Consider the following 17,096-nt stretch of genomic DNA (forward strand, 5'->3'; position numbering starts at 1 on the left):
GGAGTCCTCCACGATTGTTTCAACCAGACAAGCATGCACCGCGAACTCGTCCTGAGCCCGCGGTGCACCTGGCGCTAATTAAAGAATGTTGAATGGAATGGTGGTGACCAGGCGGAATTCCTTGATGCTGCCGTCAGACTGGAACTTGCTGCCACGGTGCTCGACGTAGGTTGCACGGATAGCCGTGGCCTTGAGCGGGCCGCTCTGGATCGCGTAGCCGGCGCCTACACCGTATTCCTGGTGTTTCTCGCCGTCTTGTTTCTGGATGCCGTCGTAGGCGAATTTGGCCCGGCCACCGTTACCGGTGTAGTGGGTGCCGTCGATGTCCCAGCCGCGTGCCGAGTAGGCGTTGAACTTCAGGCCTGGCACGCCGTATTCGGCCATGTTGATGGCGTAGGCGATCTGGAACGATTTCTCGTTCGGGCCGTTAAAGTCCGACGTCAGGGAGTTGGCCAGGTAGATGCCGTTGGTTTCGTGCAGGTAGTCGAAGTATTCGTTACCGTTCACATGCTGATAAGAGAAGGTCAGGCTGTGAGCCTGGTGAGCCAGGCCCAGGGACAGGGAGTAGGTATCGTTGTCGATTTCCCCCATTTCCTTTTTGCCTTCGTCAACGGTCTTGTAGTAGTTGAAACCGGTGGTCAGTGCCAGTTGCTGGCTATCACCCAATTCGTGGGTTGCGCCAAAGTAGTACTGGTTCCAGAAGTCCTTGACGTTGGCGGCGAAGAAGCTGGTCTTCAAGCTCTTGAGTGGCTGGTAGTTCACACCGGCGGTGTAGACCTTGTCGGTCTCGGCACCATTGCCGTACTCGGTACGGAATTTTGACAGGCTTTGCTCGCTACGCGGCGATACGCGGTCAAAAATACCGCCTTGGAACGACAGGTTGCTGAACTCCTGGCTGTCGATGCTCACGCCCTGGAAGCTCGAAGGCAGGGCACGGTTGCCGATGGTGTCGACGATTGCGCTGCTGAAGTTCTGGCGACCGGCGGTCAGGGTGGTGTTCGACACACGGAATTGCACGTTGGCCAGGCCCAGCTTGCTCCACTGATCTACGGCGTCGCCGCTGGAATCAGCCAGGGTACGGTTGGAGCCGCCCTTGATGTCACGCTTGCTGCGGTCCAGGACCAGAGCGTTGTACACCGCAACTTCGGTCTTGACGCCTACGGTACCTTCGGTGAAACCCGAGCTGGCGTTGAGGATGGTGCCCTGTACCCAGTTGGTACGGTTGCGGTCGGTCAGGGTTTTACCGTGCTTTTGGTATTCGAAGGTGCCACCACGGTACTTGCTTTCATGGGAGTACCAGTTACGCGTCTGGCCGCCCAGGCTGAAGTCTTCGACAAAGCCTTTGGCCTCGCTTTGGGCGCTGGTACCGGCCAGTGTGGTTGGAACGAAGTCCTGGCTCACTGATTCCGCGTAGGCGGTGGCGGTGATGCTGCTGATGGCCATGGCCAGTAGCACTTTGCTGCTCAATTTCATGGGTGGAGCTCCTTTGGTTCTCTTTTTTTAATACCGGTCTCATTAGGTGAACCGGTTATTGGGTGTGTAACTCTTCAAGCCTTTGCAAACGTTTGCTGTAGGGCATTTCGCGAATTACAGCTACACGTTTGCCGCAGAGCCAACTTCGCTCTGCGTATCCGGTTATTTTCTTATGGGGTGATACTGACGCCCGAGAACACGTTGCGGCCGAAGGGGCTCACTTTGAAACCTTCGACCTTGGTGCTTAACGGTTGGTTGACCGTCGAGTGGGCGACAGGCGTGATCGGCACCTGCTGCTTGAGCAGTTGCTGCGCCTGTTTGTACAGAACAGTCCGTTGTTCTCGGTCGGTGACGACCTTGGCTTGCTTGATCAGCTTGTCGTACGCCGGGTCACACCACATCGAGTAGTTGTTCCCGCCGATGGCGTCGCAGCTGTAGAGGGTACCCAGCCAGTTGTCCGGGTCACCGTTGTCGCCGGTCCAGCCAATCAGGCTGATGTCGTGTTCGCCGTTCTTGGTGCGCTTGATGTACTCGCCCCACTCATAGCTGACGATCTTGACCTTGAGGCCGATCTTGGCCCAGTCGCTTTGCAGCATTTCGGCCATCAGTTTGGCGTTGGGGTTGTACGGGCGCTGCACCGGCATGGCCCACAAGGTGATTTCGGTGCCTTCCTTGACGCCGGCGGCCTTGAGCAATTCCTTGGCTTTTTCCGGGTTGTAGGCGGCGTCCTTGATGGTGTCGTCGTAGGACCACTGGGTCGGTGGCATGGCGTTGACCGCCAGTTGGCCCGCGCCCTGGTACACGGCATTGAGGATGCTCTGCTTGTTCACCGCCATGTCCAGCGCCTGGCGCACTTCGAGCTGGTCGAAGGGTTTATGCCGCACGTTATAGGCAATGTAGCCGAGGTTGAAGCCAGGCTTGGTCAGCAGTTGCAGGTTCGGGTCGGCCTTGAGGGCGTCGACATCGGCGGGGCGTGGATGCAGGGTGACCTGGCATTCATTGGCCTTGAGCTTCTGTACCCGCACCGAAGCGTCGGTGTTGATGGCGAAAATCAGTTGGTCGAGCTTGACCTTGCTTGGGTCCCAATATTGCTTGTTGCCGGCAAAACGGATCTGCGAGTCCTTCTGGTAACGCTGGAACACGAACGGCCCGGTGCCGATTGGCTTCTGGTTGATATCGCTGGGTTTGCCGGCCTTGAGCAGTTGCTCGGCATATTCGGCCGAGAGGATCGCAGCGAAGCTCATGGCGATGTTCTGGATAAACGCGGCGTCGACCGTGTTCAGGGTCATCACCACGGTGTGCGGGTCGGTTTTCTCGACCTTGGCGATGTTCTTGTTCAGGCTCATCCCGTTGAAGTATGGGAACTCGGTGGGGTAGGCCTTGCGAAACGGGTGGTCGGGGTCAAGCATGCGGTTGAAGGTGAACAGCACGTCATCGGCGTTGAAATCCCGTGTCGGCTTGAACTCCTTGTTGCTGTGGAATTTCACCCCTTCGCGCAGATGGAAGGTGTAGGTCAGGCCATCGGGTGAAATATCCCACTTGGTAGCCAGCCCAGGTACGACGCTGGTTTCACCCTTTTCGAACTCGACCAGGCGGTTGTAGATCGGCTCGGCCGCATCGTTGTCGGTGGCGGTGGTGTATTGCGCGGTGTCGAACCCTGCCGGGCTGCCTTCGGAGCAGAACACCAGGCTTTTCTTCTCGGCCGCCTGGCCCATTGAAGCGACGGCCAACAGGCTGGTGCCCAATATTGCGGATAGAACGGTGGTATGGCGCATGACGGTCCCCAATCCATGTTTATCATTTTCGTCAGTGAACAATCGCCACGCCTTACCTGGCATGGAGAAAGCACTGCTCTCATCCACAGCAAATACCGTATCGGAACTGCGTGTTTGCCTACCTCGACGTTAGGGAACGAGGGTGGGGCAGTAAATGCGCAGAACCGGACAGACCTTGTAGGTATTGGACGGAACATCGGCAGTTAGCTGCTGTAGGACGGCAGCCTCTGTTTATGTAGTCCGATTCCTAGGATCTTGGCGGATGCAATAACGGCGACGTTATGAAACGTCGCCGCCAGAGATCACTACTTGCTGACGCTCACCCCGTAGAAGGAATTCAAGCCAAATGGGCTGATCTTGAAGTCCTGCACGTTGTTGCGCATGGGTTGATACACCGTCGAGTGCGCGATAGGTGTCATAGGGACTGCATCTTTGAGGACGTGTTGCGCCTGTTTGTACAGTTCGGTGCGTTTGGCGACATCCGAGGTGGCCTTGGCTTCTTTCACAATGCCGTCGAATTTCTTGTCACACCATTTGGAGAAGTTGTTGCCGGCCAGGGAATCGCAGCCGAACAGCACGTTCAGCCAGTTGTCCGGGTCACCATTGTCACCGCTCCAGCCGATGATCATGGCCTGGTTCTCGCCGCCCTTGGAACGCTTGATGTACTCGCCCCACTCGTAGCTGACGATGTTGACCTTCAAGCCGATCTGCTTCCAGTCGTTCTGCAGCATTTCGGCCATCAGCTTGGCGTTGGGGTTGTACGGGCGTTGTACTGGCATGGCCCACAAGGTGATCTCGGTGCCTTCCTTGACGCCGGCTTCCTTGAGCAGCTCTTTGGCCTTGGCTACGTCGTGCGGGACGTCCTTGATGGTCTCGTCATAGGACCACTGAGTCGGCGGCATGGCGTTGACTGCCAGCTGGCCTGCGCCCTGGTACACCGAGTCGATGATCTGCTGCTTGTTGACCGACATGTCCAGGGCCTGGCGTACGCGCAGGTCGGCCAGCGGGTTGGCCGCTGTCTGGCCCTTGAGGACCGGCATGACGTTGTAGGCGATATAACCCAGGTTGAAACCGGCCTGGTGCGGCAGTTTCAGGGTCTTGTCCTCGCCCAGGGCCTTGAGGTCGGCCGGACGCGGGAAGAGGGTGACCTGGCATTCGTTCTTCTTGAGTTTCTGCACACGCACCGACGGGTCGGTGGTGATGGCGAAGATCAGGTTGTCGATCTTCACGTCTTCAGGCTTCCAGTAATCCTTGTTGCCGGTGAAGCGGATGTTGGAGTCTTTCTGGTAGCTCTTGAACACGAACGGGCCAGTGCCGACCGGTTTCTGGTTGATGTCCTGGGGCTTGCCGTCCTTCAACAGTTGGGCGGCGTATTCAGCCGACTGTACCGAGGCGAAGCTCATGGCCAGGTTCTGGATAAACGCGGCGTCCACGGTGCCAAGGGTGAACTTGACGGTGTGGTCGTCGATTTTCTCGATGTTCTTGATGTTGGTGTCCATCCCCATGTCCGTGAAGTACGGGAACTCGGTGGGGTAGGCCTTACGGAATGGATCGTCTTTATTGATCATCCGGTTGAAGGTGAAGAGCACGTCGTCAGCGTTGAATTCGCGCGTCGGCTTGAAGTATGGGGTGGTATGGAACTTGACGCCTTCGCGCAGGTGGAAGGTGTAGGTCAGGCCATCTTCGGAAACGTCCCACTTGGTGGCCAGGCCAGGAATCACGGCGGTGCCGCCGCGCTCGAACTGGCTAAGACGGTTGAACATGGTTTCGGCCGAAGCATCGAAGTCTGTTCCGGTGGTGTACTGGCCTGGGTCGAAACCGGCCGGGCTCCCTTCGGAGCAGAACACCAGATTAGTCGCCGCTTGGGCGAAAGGTGCAGCGGCCATTAAACCGGCGCTGACTAAAAACGGAATGACTGCGTGTTTAAGCATGTTGGCCTCATGATTTGTTGTCATTTTTGGAATTGAGGGCGACCTCGTGAGTCGGCCTGCGGATACTTATGCAGGCCCCATACCCAATGCAAGATGTTGAGAGGCTACAAGCGTCAAAGAGTGGTACGAACGTACAGGAATGTCGCATTCATGTAATTTTCGACACAAAACTGCATCTTTGAGGGTTTTTTTCGGTGCGCGACATGCACCGTATCGGCCCAATCAAGGTGTCTGGCGCACTCGGTTGGGGCGTTGTTGTTACTTATTCAGACTTGCGCCGTAGAGCGGTGTCAGCCGAAACGGGCTGATCTTGAAGTCCTGGACTTCCTTGCGCAGTGGCTGAAAAACCGTCGAGTTCGCAGTAGGCGTTATAGGTGCCTGATCCTTAAGTATTTTTTGCGCCTGTTGATACCACTTGATGCGTTCGTCACGGTCACTGCTGAGCTTGGCCTTCGGCACCCGTTGGTCGTACTGCGGGTTACACCATTTTGCATAGTTGCTGCCCTTGACTGCGGCACAATTGTAGAGCACGCCGAGCCAGTTATCCGGGTCACCGTTGTCGCCGGTCCAGCCGTAAATCATCACATCGTGCTCGCCGTTTTTTGCGCGCTTGATGTGTTCGCCCCACTTATAGCTGATGATATTGGCGGTGATCCCGACTTTGGCCCAGTCGTGCTGGAACACCTGCGCCGACATTCGCGCGTTGGGATTGGAGGCACGCTGCACGGTCATAGCCCACAGGTTGATGGTGGTACCTGGTGCAACCCCTGCTTCTTTTAGTAGCGCCCGGGACTTGACCGGATCGTGCGGCGTATCCTTGATGTTGGGGTCATAAGACCACTGGGCCGCAGGCTATGCGTTCTGCGCCAATTGCCCGGCACTTTGATACACCGCCTGGATAATCGCCGGTTTATCGATGGCCATGTCCAGGGCTTGGCGTACCTTGAGCAGGTGAATCCAGTAGAGGGACGTTACCTGGTCACTTCATTCCGGGGGGCGACGGAGACCTCAATATTGGTTGGGGCGTCTTTGTCGATCGGATATGGGCTGCCCAACTCATTGCCCTTGCGTATTGTGAAGGTCCTGCGGATCGTTACCTCCACACCTGGAATATTGCGGATATCTTTGTCCGGGTAGGAGAGATGTCCCTTAGAAGTAATCTGAACCTTGGTCAGGTCCTTGGCTGGGTCGTACACGATATAAAACTGAGTATCGTCAGCGGCGAAGTAATAGCCATCTTGTAGCATCGATCCCGGGCTCAGATCCGTGACGGCAGGAGCCAGAGAGCCTTGATGAGCGACCTCGGAAATACTGGCACGCAGATCAGCGTCAGGAATAAGTTGCTCAAATTGCTGCAATCTTCCTTGTCTGATGCCTTCGGCCGAGCCTGAGCCAGCCCCTGCATTCAGTGGCTTAGACACGGGAAGCCCATTTTCTGTCGTGACAACGGTATAAGTATTACGATTTAAATCCAAAACAAAGTTGGGTGAATATTTGTTCGAACTGTGTTCCGTGAGTTGTGCTTTTTCTCCGGGTGCAACGGCGAAGTTATTGTCTTCGATGCTCCAGTCCACCTGGAATTTTGTTTTGATGACTCCGTTCTCTTCATAGTTGCTACCGGCGAAGTCATATTGGGTTCCCTCTCTGACTTTCAGGAACTCATCAATCCTGTCAGATGAGGGAAGCTTTTTGCCATCGAGATCGAGAAAGTTATTGGCAAAGGTGGTGGGGGACTTCGGATCATCACTTGGCGTGGGCGAGGGGGTGCGCTCCCAAGGCCACTTGATGCCGCCCTTTCCACTGGCCGGTGCCCACTCGCCGTGACCGGATGAGTGGACGGTCATTATCGGTGTTCTGGTTTTGGGGTCAATGATCTGCACATAACCGTTGTTCAGTTTGAAATCGCTTTTGATCTCATACACCCCAGGGATACCCTGCGCATCGGTATAGCGAATGAACCAGCTGTCTGCACCGGTTAGTGGATCCTTTACCTGATAAATACCCTTGGCGTTGCGCACGGCATATTCGATGACTTTCTCGCCGTCTGGCACTGCATGCTGGCTGATATGCCCCGATTGGCTGGGGCGCAATGGATTGATCGTTTCAGGTTGTTTTGGTCGAATGTCACCCGCCTCGCTACTTGTTTCTGTCCTTCCCTGTCTGGATGTCTCCACTTCATTGGTACCGCTCTCAGCTTCTGACGCTCGCACCAATTCAAAGTCATTATTTTGCGAGTTATATCTCCAACTGTAATCTTCGGCTTTTAGCGCGTTAAAAGAGAGGGGGACTTCACTTAAACTTGCCTCTGCTGCAAACGGCGCAGCATCGTGAGCCAATTGCAGGGCTGATATTACCGCAGCAGCATTGCCACCAACGCGGTCAGAGGCCGTCATGCCATAGATGCCATCGTGGGTGCCAAATACAATATTGCCCTGGTTGCCAAGGCCGGGGATGTAAGCGAACGTGTTACCCCAAAACTCCTTCGCGGCCTTCCAGGTTTGTTGCGAGGAGCCAAACACCTCGGTTTGGTCGGCCCATGCCGCATTTTTTGTGTTTACGGCCTGGTATTTTTCGGCAATGCCGTCATTCAGATTGCCATATTTCAAATTATAATCTGAACCGCGTGAGCTGGTGTAATTGAATGTCTGCGAAACCGGTATGGATTGATCTGACAATTTACTGTAATACCCGGGGTAGTGGGCGTTGGCACCGGAAATCAAATTGTCGAGCACTTCACCTGCCATGGGCCAGTGAGCATCTTTGCCGCCTTGCTTGTCGCGGGCGTTGAAACTCTGCAGTAAGTTGTCACGGTTGTCTTTGGCCCATGTCGCAAACTCTTTGTCGCCATGTATTTCATGGAGGCTGCCGTTCTTCAAATCAATCATTAAACCCTGAGTGGGTCTGCTCTTGTAATCACCATCATATGGCGTATAGGGAATAAAAGCATATCCGGACAATGGGTAGCCATATATGTTGGGGATAATGACTTGCCCATTTTTATCCAGGGTACGAATTATTGTTTCTTTACCTTCGGGGCTTAAGATTTCAAAGCTGTCCTGGTTATTTCGGAAATTCTGCAAGGTTCCCCGTACCAGATAGGCGTCGGCTTTCCCCGAGCGGAGCGCTATTTCTTTCGTGACGCCACTGTCTCCAAGGAGTTGCGAGCCTATTGAGGCTCCTGGGAATCCCAGTTCTCCCAGAAGGTTAAAGCCGCTTTTTATGGGGCTGGTAAAATCATTTTCCCAATGATCCTGGAGTTTCTTGCCGACCGATGTCAGGTCGGCAACCAGGCTTTTGTCCTTCTCCGGGATTTCCATAAAGTTGAAGTTTATCGGGCCTCCCCGTTGAACCTCATCGTGCGCAAGGGCGCCCGCTGCAATTTCCCACGCATAATAGGTACGTTGGAAGGTATTGTTCAGTGTTTCGGGTTTTCCCTTCCCGACGTAGGAGGTGAACGTCGCCGTGATTTTTTCATGCGGGTCGTATCCTGCGGCCAACAAACCGCCACTGAAATAACCCGAAGGTTCGAGGAACTGGCGAACGTTCTGGAACTTGACGTTTCTCTCGTTTTCACTACCGGTTTCCACATTTTTTATCTGATTTTTTACGCGATGAGCATAGCTATCAATATGATTTTTTCGCTCTTCCAGCGTAAAGTTTTTATTCGGTGGAGGTGCCGAATTTTCGCCATAAATAGTTGCACTATAGATGCTGGTTTCGGGGTTGGAAGGAGCGCCCGAAATATGCTTTTGTTTATCGTCAGTTTTTTTGTCTTCTGAATCGGTTATACGGTCCTTGATTTGGTTTTCTGGGGCGGGTGAACTGTCAATGCTTCGAGTATGGCGATGATGTATTGGGGGCTGAGGTATGGCCGTAAGAGGGGGCGCAGAAGGTTGGCTTATATTCATGGTTGACTCGTTTTTAGTAAGTAGATTTATATTGGTAGTTAATGTAATAACAGCGTCCTTGTTGTGGTTTTTTGTATGCTATTTTTGGTGGTGGTATGAGTGTGATAAGTTCCGGTTTTGCGATTTGGTTTGCTTTGTAAGTTGGGTTTAAGCCGATGGCTACAGCTTTCAGGAAAAATCATGCGCTGTTGTACAGGCAAAAAAAACGCCGCCCGAAGGCAGCGTTATTACAACTAAGGTATTGCTCAATCAGGGCATCTGAACTTCGATTACCCCGTCCGCCGACATACTGACCTGGCTGGTACCGGCCTCGACCTCAGGCGTGGGCGCCGAATCCATCGCAGCGGCCTTCATCATCATGCCGCCACGGGCGTAGGGCTGTGGATAACCATTGGTATTGAAGTTCAGGTTGACGATCTTGTAGCCCTTGCCGCCCAGCGCATCGGTGGCCAGTTGGGCACGGGCCTTGAACGCGCTGACCGCTTCCTTGAGCAGCGCATCTTCGCTGGCTTTGCGGGTCGGGTTGGCGATGGCGAAGTCCATGCTGTCCATTTTCAGGTGGGTCAGCATCTCGCCGGTGAGCTTGGACAGCGCCGCGAAGTCCGAGCTTTCCATGCGCAGTTCGGCGCGTTCACGCCAGCCGGTGATCTTCTGGTTCTTGTTGTCGTAGATCGGGTAGCTGTTACGGCTGCCCTGGCGCAGGGTCACGCTTTTGACTTCGCGGGCCTGGGCCAGCGCCTTGTTCATGGTGGTGGTGATTTCTGCGGCCAGCTTGGCCGGGTCGGTGTTCTGGGACTCGGTGTACAGGGTGACGATCATCTGGTCGCGGGCCACTTCCTGGCTGACTTCGGCACGCAGGGAAATCTGGTTGTAGTGCAGTTGATCGGCAGCCAGCACGGGCAGGCTGGCGACGGTGCCAACGCTGAGGGCAATAAGGGCGGCACTGCGAGTGAAACGTGACATGGAAGCTCCTTGAGGGTGATCGTGTTCGATAAGACTGTAGACGGGCGATTTGGGTTCGTCGGGTTACAAATTCTCTACACCTTGGCGCGATGCCGACGAACGGTCAATTTGCGTCCGGCGTTCCTGATTATGTGACCTGCGTCAAAGGGCCACACACACGCTGTCGATACCCTGGCTTCGTTTATACTCCTTGCGATCCGCCTGGAGCGCTCATCAGGAGAGCTCATGCTCGCCCCCGTACAACTGACTTCCGCCACTCGCCAGAACCTCTGGCGCCTGACGTTTATCCGCACCCTGGTCCTGGCCGCACAAGCCGGTTCCGTGGGGCTTGCCTATTGGTTTGACCTGCTGCCGTTGCCCTGGCTGCAGCTGTGGGTGACCTTGGCTTTTTCCACGGTGCTGTGTGTGTTCACGGCCATCCGCCTGCGCACCACGTGGCCGGTGACGGAGCTGGAGTATGCCCTGCAACTGGCCTGTGACCTGTTTATCCACAGTGTGTTGCTGTATTTCTCCGGTGGTTCCACCAACCCGTTCGTTTCCTATTACCTGGTGCCACTGACCATTGCTGCCGTGACGTTGCCGTGGCGCTACTCGGTGATCCTGTCGGGTATTGCCCTGGCGCTCTACACCTTGCTGCTGGCGCAGTTCTATCCCCTGGAAACCTTCCCGATCGCCCGGGAAAACCTGCAGATCTACGGGATGTGGCTGAGCTTCGCGCTGTCGGCGGCGGTGATCACCTTTTTTGCCGCGCGCATGGCCGAAGAGCTGCGGCGCCAGGAAGAACTGCGCGCTATCCGCCGCGAAGAGGGCCTGCGCGACCAGCAACTGTTGGCAGTGGCGACCCAGGCCGCCGGCGCAGCCCATGAGCTGGGCACGCCGTTGGCGACCATGAGCGTGCTGATCAAGGAAATGCGCCAGGACCATCACGACCCGGCGCTACAGGACGACCTCAGCGTGCTGCAGGAGCAGGTCAAGCAGTGCAAGCAAACCTTGCAGCAACTGGTGCGCGCCGCCGAAGCCAACCGGCGCCTGGCGGTGGACATGCAAGACGTCACCCAGTGGCTGCACGAAGCACTGAACCGCTGGCACCTGATGCGCCCCGAAGCCAGTTATCGCTTCCATCTGTTGGGGCAGGGCGCGGTACCGCGCATGGCGCCACCGCCGGACTTGACCCAGGCATTGCTGAATCTGTTGAACAATGCCGCCGACGCCTGTCCGGAAGGGCTGGAAGTGCAATTGGACTGGGATTCGGAAACCCTCACCATCAGCATTCGTGACCACGGCGCCGGTGTGCCGCTGGCCATCGCCGAACAAATCGGCAAGCCATTCTTTACCACCAAGGGCAAAGGCTTCGGCCTGGGCCTGTTCTTGAGCAAGGCCAGCGTGACCCGCGCTGGCGGCTCGGTGAAACTTTACCCCCATGAGGAAGGCGGCACGCTCACCGAGCTGCGCCTGCCCCGTGCTGCACGAGGAGACATCGATGAGTGACGAGATCCAAGTCGAAGGCGAAGAACTGCCGCACCTGTTGCTGGTAGATGACGATGCCACCTTTACCCGCGTGATGGCGCGCGCCATGAGCCGGCGCGGTTTTCGCGTCAGCACGGCGGGGTCGGCAGAAGAGGGCCTGACCATCGCCCAGGCCGACCTGCCGGACTACGCGGCACTGGACCTGAAAATGGATGGCGACTCCGGCCTGGTGCTATTGCCCAAGCTGCTGGAGCTGGACCCGGAAATGCGCGTGCTGATCCTCACCGGCTACTCCAGCATTGCCACCGCCGTCGAGGCGATCAAGCGCGGTGCCTGCAACTACCTGTGCAAGCCGGCCGATGCGGATGACGTACTGGCTGCGCTGCTCTCCGAGCACGCCGACCTCGACACCCTGGTGCCGGAAAACCCGATGTCGGTGGACCGCCTGCAGTGGGAGCACATCCAACGTGTGTTGACCGAGCATGAAGGCAATATCTCGGCGACTGCCCGAGCGTTGGGCATGCATCGCCGGACCTTGCAGCGCAAGTTGCAGAAGCGCCCGGTACGCCGCTGAGCGCTGTACTTGGTCAATGTGGGAGCGAGCAAGCCCGCTCCCACATTTGGTTTGTGTAGATTTAACAAAAAGCCCGGCTGATCATCGATCAGCCGGGCTTTTTGTTGTGGCTTGAAAGCGACTTACTTCTTCAGGCCGTAATGCTCATCCAGCATGCCGGGGGCGTTCGGCGTTTTGGGTGCGTAGTCCCGTGGTGGCTCCTGGTTTTCCCGAGGTGGGGTCAGGCGTTCCCGTGGAGCTTGCGCGGCATCGGAGTGCAGTGCTGCCAGCAGACGCTGACGGGTGATGTCGTCCAGGGCCAGGCGGTTGGCGCCATCGGCGAGGTGATCCTGTACTTCCTGGTAGCTCTGGGTGAGCTTCTTGACCAGGGTCGCGGTGCTGTTGAAGTGGGTAACAACCTCGTTCTGATAACTGTCAAAACGTTCCTGGATGTCATCCAGCTGACGCTGCGTGCGGTTAGGCGCGGCATTCGGCAGCAGGCGAGCAATCAGGAATCCAATGGCGACACCGGCAACCAGGGCAAGAGTCGGCAACAACCAAACTAAGAGCGAGTGTTCCACGAGTCCTTCCTCTATAAACGGCTTTGCTTTACGTTAACGGCTCAAACCTGCGCTGTATACCGCGATTAAGCTCGCAATGATGCCATGCACAGACTTTTAGCTAGACGAGTCGACCCCTTGAGAGGTCACGGAGTTCATTCCTTGCTCATGCGTGAAACCCCCGTTTTGATCGATGGCCCGGTAGGCCAATTGGAAGCCCTGTATCTGGATCACCCCGAGCCACGTGGCCTGGCGCTGATCTGCCACCCCAACCCGGTGCAGGGCGGAACCATGCTTAATAAAGTCGTATCGACCTTGCAACGCACCGCTCGCGATGCTGGTTTGATCACTTTGCGTTTCAATTACCGTGGCGTGGGTGCCAGTGCCGGTACCCACGACATGAGCACCGGTGAAGTGGACGATGCGCAAGCGGCGGCCGGTTGGCTGCGTGAAAAGCACCCGGACCTGCCCATCACCTTGTTGGGTTTCTCGTTCGGTGGATTTGTTGCCGCAAGCCTCGGCGGACGCCTGGAAGCCAAGGGCGAAAAACTCGCGCACCTGTTCATGGTGGCAGCGGCGGTCATGCGTTTGCGTGATGAGGACGTGCTGCCACAGGACTGCCCGTTGACCCTGATCCAGCCGGAAACCGACGAAGTGGTCGACCCGCAGGCCGTCTACGACTGGTCCGCGGCCCTCAAACGCCCCCATGAACTGCTGAAAGTGGCAGAATGTGGACACTTTTTCCATGGCAAGCTGACTGATCTCAAGGATCTGGTCCTGCCGCGCCTTTCGAATTGATAGCAGTCTGATAAGCGATTACCCATGACGACTCGTACCCGTATCCTCACCGGCATCACCACCACCGGCACACCGCACCTGGGCAACTACGCCGGTGCCATCCGCCCGGCGATCCTCGCCAGCCAGGATGCCAATGCCGATTCGTTTTACTTCCTGGCCGACTACCACGCCCTGATCAAGTGCGATGACCCGCAGCGCATCCAGCGCTCGCGTATGGAAATCGCCGCGACCTGGCTGGCCGGTGGCCTGGATGTGAACCGGGTGACGTTCTATCGTCAGTCCGATATCCCGGAAATTCCCGAGCTGACCTGGCTGCTGACCTGCGTCGCGGCCAAGGGCCTGCTCAACCGCGCCCACGCCTACAAGGCCTCGGTGGACAAGAACCTGGAAAACGGCGAAGACCCGGATGCCGGGATCAGCATGGGCCTGTACAGCTACCCGGTGCTGATGGCGGCGGACATCCTGATGTTCAACGCGCACAAGGTGCCGGTCGGCCGCGACCAGATCCAGCACGTGGAAATGGCCCGTGATATCGGCCAGCGTTTCAACCATCTGTTTGGCAAGGGCCGTGAGTTCTTCACCATGCCCGAGGCGTTGATCGAAGAAAGCGTCGCCACCTTGCCGGGCCTGGATGGACGCAAGATGTCGAAAAGCTACGACAACACCATCCCGTTGTTCACCAGCGCCAAGGACATGAAGGACGCGATCTCGCGGATCGTCACCGACTCCCGCGCGCCGGGTGAGGCCAAGGATCCGGATAACTCGCACCTGTTCACCTTGTACCAGGCGTTTGCCACTGCGGAACAGGAGCGGCAACTGCGCAGCGAACTGCTCGACGGCCTGGGCTGGGGCGAGGCGAAGAACCGCCTGTTCCAGTTGCTGGACGATCAGTTGGGTGAAGCCCGCGAGCGTTACCATCAATTGATGTCGCGCCCCTCGGACATGGAAGACCTGCTGCTGGTCGGCGCCAAGAAAGCCCGTGCCGTTGCCGGTCCGTTCCTGCAAGAGCTGCGTGAAGCCGTGGGCCTGCGCTCGTTCGTCAACCAGGCCGCCGAGGCAGTCAGCACCAAGAAGAAGGCGGTGAAGGCCGCACGCTTTGTGAGCTTTCGTGAAGACGACGGCAGCTTCCGCTTCCGCCTGCTGGCGGCTGATGGCGAGCAGTTGCTGCTGTCGCGCAACTTCGCCGACGGCAAGGCGGCGGGTGCTGCCACCAAGCAGTTGCAGTCCGGCCAGGCGCTGGATGTGCGCAGTGAAGCCTCAAGCTTCAGTGTGTGGCTCGACGGCGCGTGTGTCGCCGACAGCCCGGCCTTCGCCGACGCCGCTGCGCGGGATGCTGCCATCGAAGCCGTGCGCGTGGCGTTGACGCCCATCGAGGACTGACCCGACCAAGGGTTGATTGCCATTATCCGGGGCCATCGTTACAGTGACGGCCCGTTTTTGTTGCCTTGCTAACGAAATTATGACGCCCCTAGAACGATATCAAGCTGATCTGAAGCGCCCCGACTTCTTCCATGATGCGGCCCAGGAAACGGCGGTGCGCCATTTGCAGCGCCTGTACGAAGACCTGGTCGCGGCCTCGCAGAGCAAACCCGGGATGCTCAGCAAGTTGTTTGGCAAGAAAGACCTGGTGCCGGTCAAGGGCCTGTATTTCTGGGGGGGCGTGGGCCGGGGGAAGACATACCTGGTCGATACCTTCTTCGAAGCGCTGCCGTTCAAGGAAAAATCGCGCACGCACTTCCACCGCTTTATGAAGCGTGTGCATGAAGAGATGAAGACCCTGCATGGCGAGAAAAACCCGCTGACCATCATCGCCAAGCGTTTCTCCCAGGAAGCCCGGGTGATCTGCTTCGATGAGTTCTTCGTGTCCGATATTACCGACGCGATGATCCTTGGCACCTTGATGGAAGAGTTGTTCCGCAACGGCGTAACCCTGGTCGCCACCTCGAACATCGTGCCCGACGGCCTCTACAAGGACGGCCTGCAACGCGCGCGCTTCCTGCCGGCCATCGCGCTGATCAAGCAGCACACCGATATCGTCAACGTCGACAGCGGCGTCGACTACCGTCTGCGTCACCTTGAGCAAGCCGAGCTGTTCCACTTCCCCCTCGACGAAGCAGCCCACGAAAGCCTGCGCAAGAGCTTTCGCGCGCTGACGCCGGAATGCACCCAGGCGGTGGAAAACGATAAGTTGATGATCGAAAATCGCCAGATCATTGCCCTGCGTACCTGTGACGACGTGGCCTGGTTCGACTTTCGCGAACTGTGCGACGGCCCGCGCAGCCAGAACGACTACATCGAACTGGGCAAGATCTTCCATGCGGTGATCTTGAGCGGCGTCGAGCAAATGAGCGTGACCACCGACGACATCGCCCGGCGCTTTATCAACATGGTCGATGAGTTCTACGACCGTAACGTCAAGCTGATCATCTCGGCCGAAGTCGAACTCAAGGACCTCTACACTGGCGGTCGCTTGAACTTCGAATTCCAGCGGACCTTGAGCCGCTTGCTGGAAATGCAATCCCACGAGTTCCTGGCGCGGGCGCACAAGCCTTAGGCAAACACCGAACCAAAATGTGGGAGCGAGCAAGCCCGCTCTCACATTTGATTGTGCCCGGCTTTAGTCAGGCGGCCTGCTGGAACTGCTGGCGATACTGGTTCGGCGACAACTCCGTGTGCTGCCTGAACAGTCGCGCAAAGAAGCTCGCGTCGTCATAACCCACTTCATAGCTGATGGTCTTGATGCTCTTGCGGCTGCCCGACAACAAGCCCTTGGCCGTCTCGATCCGCAGGCGTTGCAGGTAGTGCAGCGGCTTGTCGCCGGTCGCGGTCTGGAACCTTCGCATGAAGTTGCGGATGCTCATGCCGTGTTCGCGGGCGACGTCTTCAAAGCGGAACTTGTCGGCGAAGTGCTCTTCAAGCCAGTGCTGGATCTGCAGGATGATCACGTCCTGGTGCAGCTTCTGCCCGCCAAAACCGATGCGTCCCGGCGCGTAGCTGCGCTGCACTTCGTAGAGAATGTCGCGGGCCACGGCCTGGGCGATGTTGGCGCCGCAGAAACGCTCGATCAGATAGATGTAGAGGTCGCAGGCCGAGGTGGTGCCGCCGGCGCAGTACAGGTTGTCGGCGTCGGTCAGGTGCTTGTCCTGATTGAGCTGGACCTTGGGGAAACGCTCGCTGAAGGCATTGAAGAAGCGCCAGTAGGTGGTCGCCTCCTTGCCATCGAGCAGGCCGGCTTCGGCGAGCCAGAAGACTCCGGTGGCCTCGCCACAGAGCACTGCACCCCGGGCATGCTGCTCGCGCAGCCATGGCAGGATCTGCGGGTAGCGTTTGCTCAGGGCGTCGAAGTCATCCCAGAAGGCCGGCAACACAATGATGTCGGCGTTTTCCAGGCCGCCGTCCACCGGCATGATCACATCGCTGAAGCTGCGCACCGATTGCCCGTCGGGGCTCACCAGACGGGTTTCAAAGGCTGGGGTGAGGCCCTGGCCTAGTTGTTTGCCGTAACGCAGGCTGGCGAGGTGGAAGAAATCCTTGGCTTGCATGAGGGTTGAAGCAAACACCCGATCAATGGCCAAAATGCTGACGCGCCGCAGGGGCGTGGAGACGAGGCTAGACATAATTTCGATTATTCTTATAGGGGAAAGTGGTCAACTAACGGCTGGATCGTC

Annotated in this window: 12 protein-coding genes and 1 pseudogene; 5 read left to right on the forward strand and 8 right to left on the reverse strand. The window is 57.3% G+C overall.

The features are described from left to right. Positions 1-78: 78 nt before the first annotated feature. The 6 genes and pseudogenes from FJD34_RS03790 to FJD34_RS03815 form a co-directional block, all read right to left on the reverse strand. Positions 79-1,473, reverse strand: coding sequence for an OprD family outer membrane porin (locus FJD34_RS03790; protein WP_032860133.1), 1,395 nt, complete (start codon positions 1,471-1,473; stop codon positions 79-81). Between the two features lie 170 nt (positions 1,474-1,643). Continuing rightward, entirely contained in the window at positions 1,644-3,188 is a 1,545-nt protein-coding gene (locus FJD34_RS03795; RefSeq protein ID WP_373290037.1) for an ABC transporter substrate-binding protein, read from the reverse strand. A 365-nt stretch (positions 3,189-3,553) separates the two neighbouring features. Then, the gene (locus FJD34_RS03800) at positions 3,554-5,179 is read right to left on the reverse strand and encodes an ABC transporter substrate-binding protein (RefSeq protein WP_032860131.1); all 1,626 of its coding nucleotides are present in this window, start codon (positions 5,177-5,179) and stop codon (positions 3,554-3,556) included. A 258-nt stretch (positions 5,180-5,437) separates the two neighbouring features. Next, positions 5,438-6,127 (reverse strand): annotated as a pseudogene (locus tag FJD34_RS03805) (ABC transporter substrate-binding protein); the annotation flags it as partial. 23 nt (positions 6,128-6,150) lie between these two features. Next, entirely contained in the window at positions 6,151-9,087 is a 2,937-nt protein-coding gene (locus FJD34_RS03810; protein WP_223232724.1) for a hypothetical protein, read from the reverse strand. Between the two features lie 249 nt (positions 9,088-9,336). Then, positions 9,337-10,050 carry an SIMPL domain-containing protein gene (locus FJD34_RS03815; RefSeq protein WP_032860129.1) on the reverse strand — a complete coding sequence of 238 codons (714 nt, stop codon included), beginning with the start codon at positions 10,048-10,050 and terminating at the stop codon, positions 9,337-9,339. Between the two features lie 225 nt (positions 10,051-10,275). On the opposite strand from FJD34_RS03815, the gene FJD34_RS03820 reads away from it, so the two are divergent. Next, the gene (locus tag FJD34_RS03820) at positions 10,276-11,538 is read left to right on the forward strand and encodes an ATP-binding protein (protein WP_032860128.1); all 1,263 of its coding nucleotides are present in this window, start codon (positions 10,276-10,278) and stop codon (positions 11,536-11,538) included. Next, on the forward strand, positions 11,531-12,091 hold the full coding sequence (locus FJD34_RS03825; protein ID WP_029291924.1) for a response regulator transcription factor: 561 nt from the start codon (positions 11,531-11,533) through the stop codon (positions 12,089-12,091). Before FJD34_RS03820 ends, FJD34_RS03825 begins: the two co-directional genes overlap by 8 nt. A gap of 122 nt (positions 12,092-12,213) precedes the next feature. Here FJD34_RS03825 and FJD34_RS03830 read toward each other — a convergent pair whose 3' ends face one another. After that, positions 12,214-12,651 carry a Z-ring associated ZapG family protein gene (locus tag FJD34_RS03830; protein WP_032860127.1) on the reverse strand — a complete coding sequence of 146 codons (438 nt, stop codon included), beginning with the start codon at positions 12,649-12,651 and terminating at the stop codon, positions 12,214-12,216. A 147-nt stretch (positions 12,652-12,798) separates the two neighbouring features. On the opposite strand from FJD34_RS03830, the gene FJD34_RS03835 reads away from it, so the two are divergent. The 3 genes from FJD34_RS03835 to zapE all read left to right on the forward strand — a co-directional run bounded on the left by FJD34_RS03835 (position 12,799) and on the right by zapE (position 15,982). Then, entirely contained in the window at positions 12,799-13,428 is a 630-nt protein-coding gene (locus FJD34_RS03835; protein WP_032860126.1) for an alpha/beta hydrolase, read from the forward strand. 24 nt (positions 13,429-13,452) lie between these two features. Then, positions 13,453-14,808 carry a tryptophan--tRNA ligase gene (locus FJD34_RS03840; RefSeq protein WP_090292048.1) on the forward strand — a complete coding sequence of 452 codons (1,356 nt, stop codon included), beginning with the start codon at positions 13,453-13,455 and terminating at the stop codon, positions 14,806-14,808. Between the two features lie 79 nt (positions 14,809-14,887). Then, on the forward strand, positions 14,888-15,982 hold the full coding sequence (zapE, locus tag FJD34_RS03845) for a cell division protein ZapE (protein WP_032860124.1): 1,095 nt from the start codon (positions 14,888-14,890) through the stop codon (positions 15,980-15,982). Between the two features lie 67 nt (positions 15,983-16,049). Here zapE and FJD34_RS03850 read toward each other — a convergent pair whose 3' ends face one another. Continuing rightward, positions 16,050-16,970 carry a GlxA family transcriptional regulator gene (locus FJD34_RS03850; RefSeq protein WP_174553311.1) on the reverse strand — a complete coding sequence of 307 codons (921 nt, stop codon included), beginning with the start codon at positions 16,968-16,970 and terminating at the stop codon, positions 16,050-16,052. Positions 16,971-17,096 lie beyond the last annotated feature (126 nt).

Origin of the sequence: Pseudomonas brenneri (assembly GCF_007858285.1) — a bacterium.
In the GTDB taxonomy this organism is placed as follows: domain Bacteria; phylum Pseudomonadota; class Gammaproteobacteria; order Pseudomonadales; family Pseudomonadaceae; genus Aquipseudomonas; species Aquipseudomonas brenneri.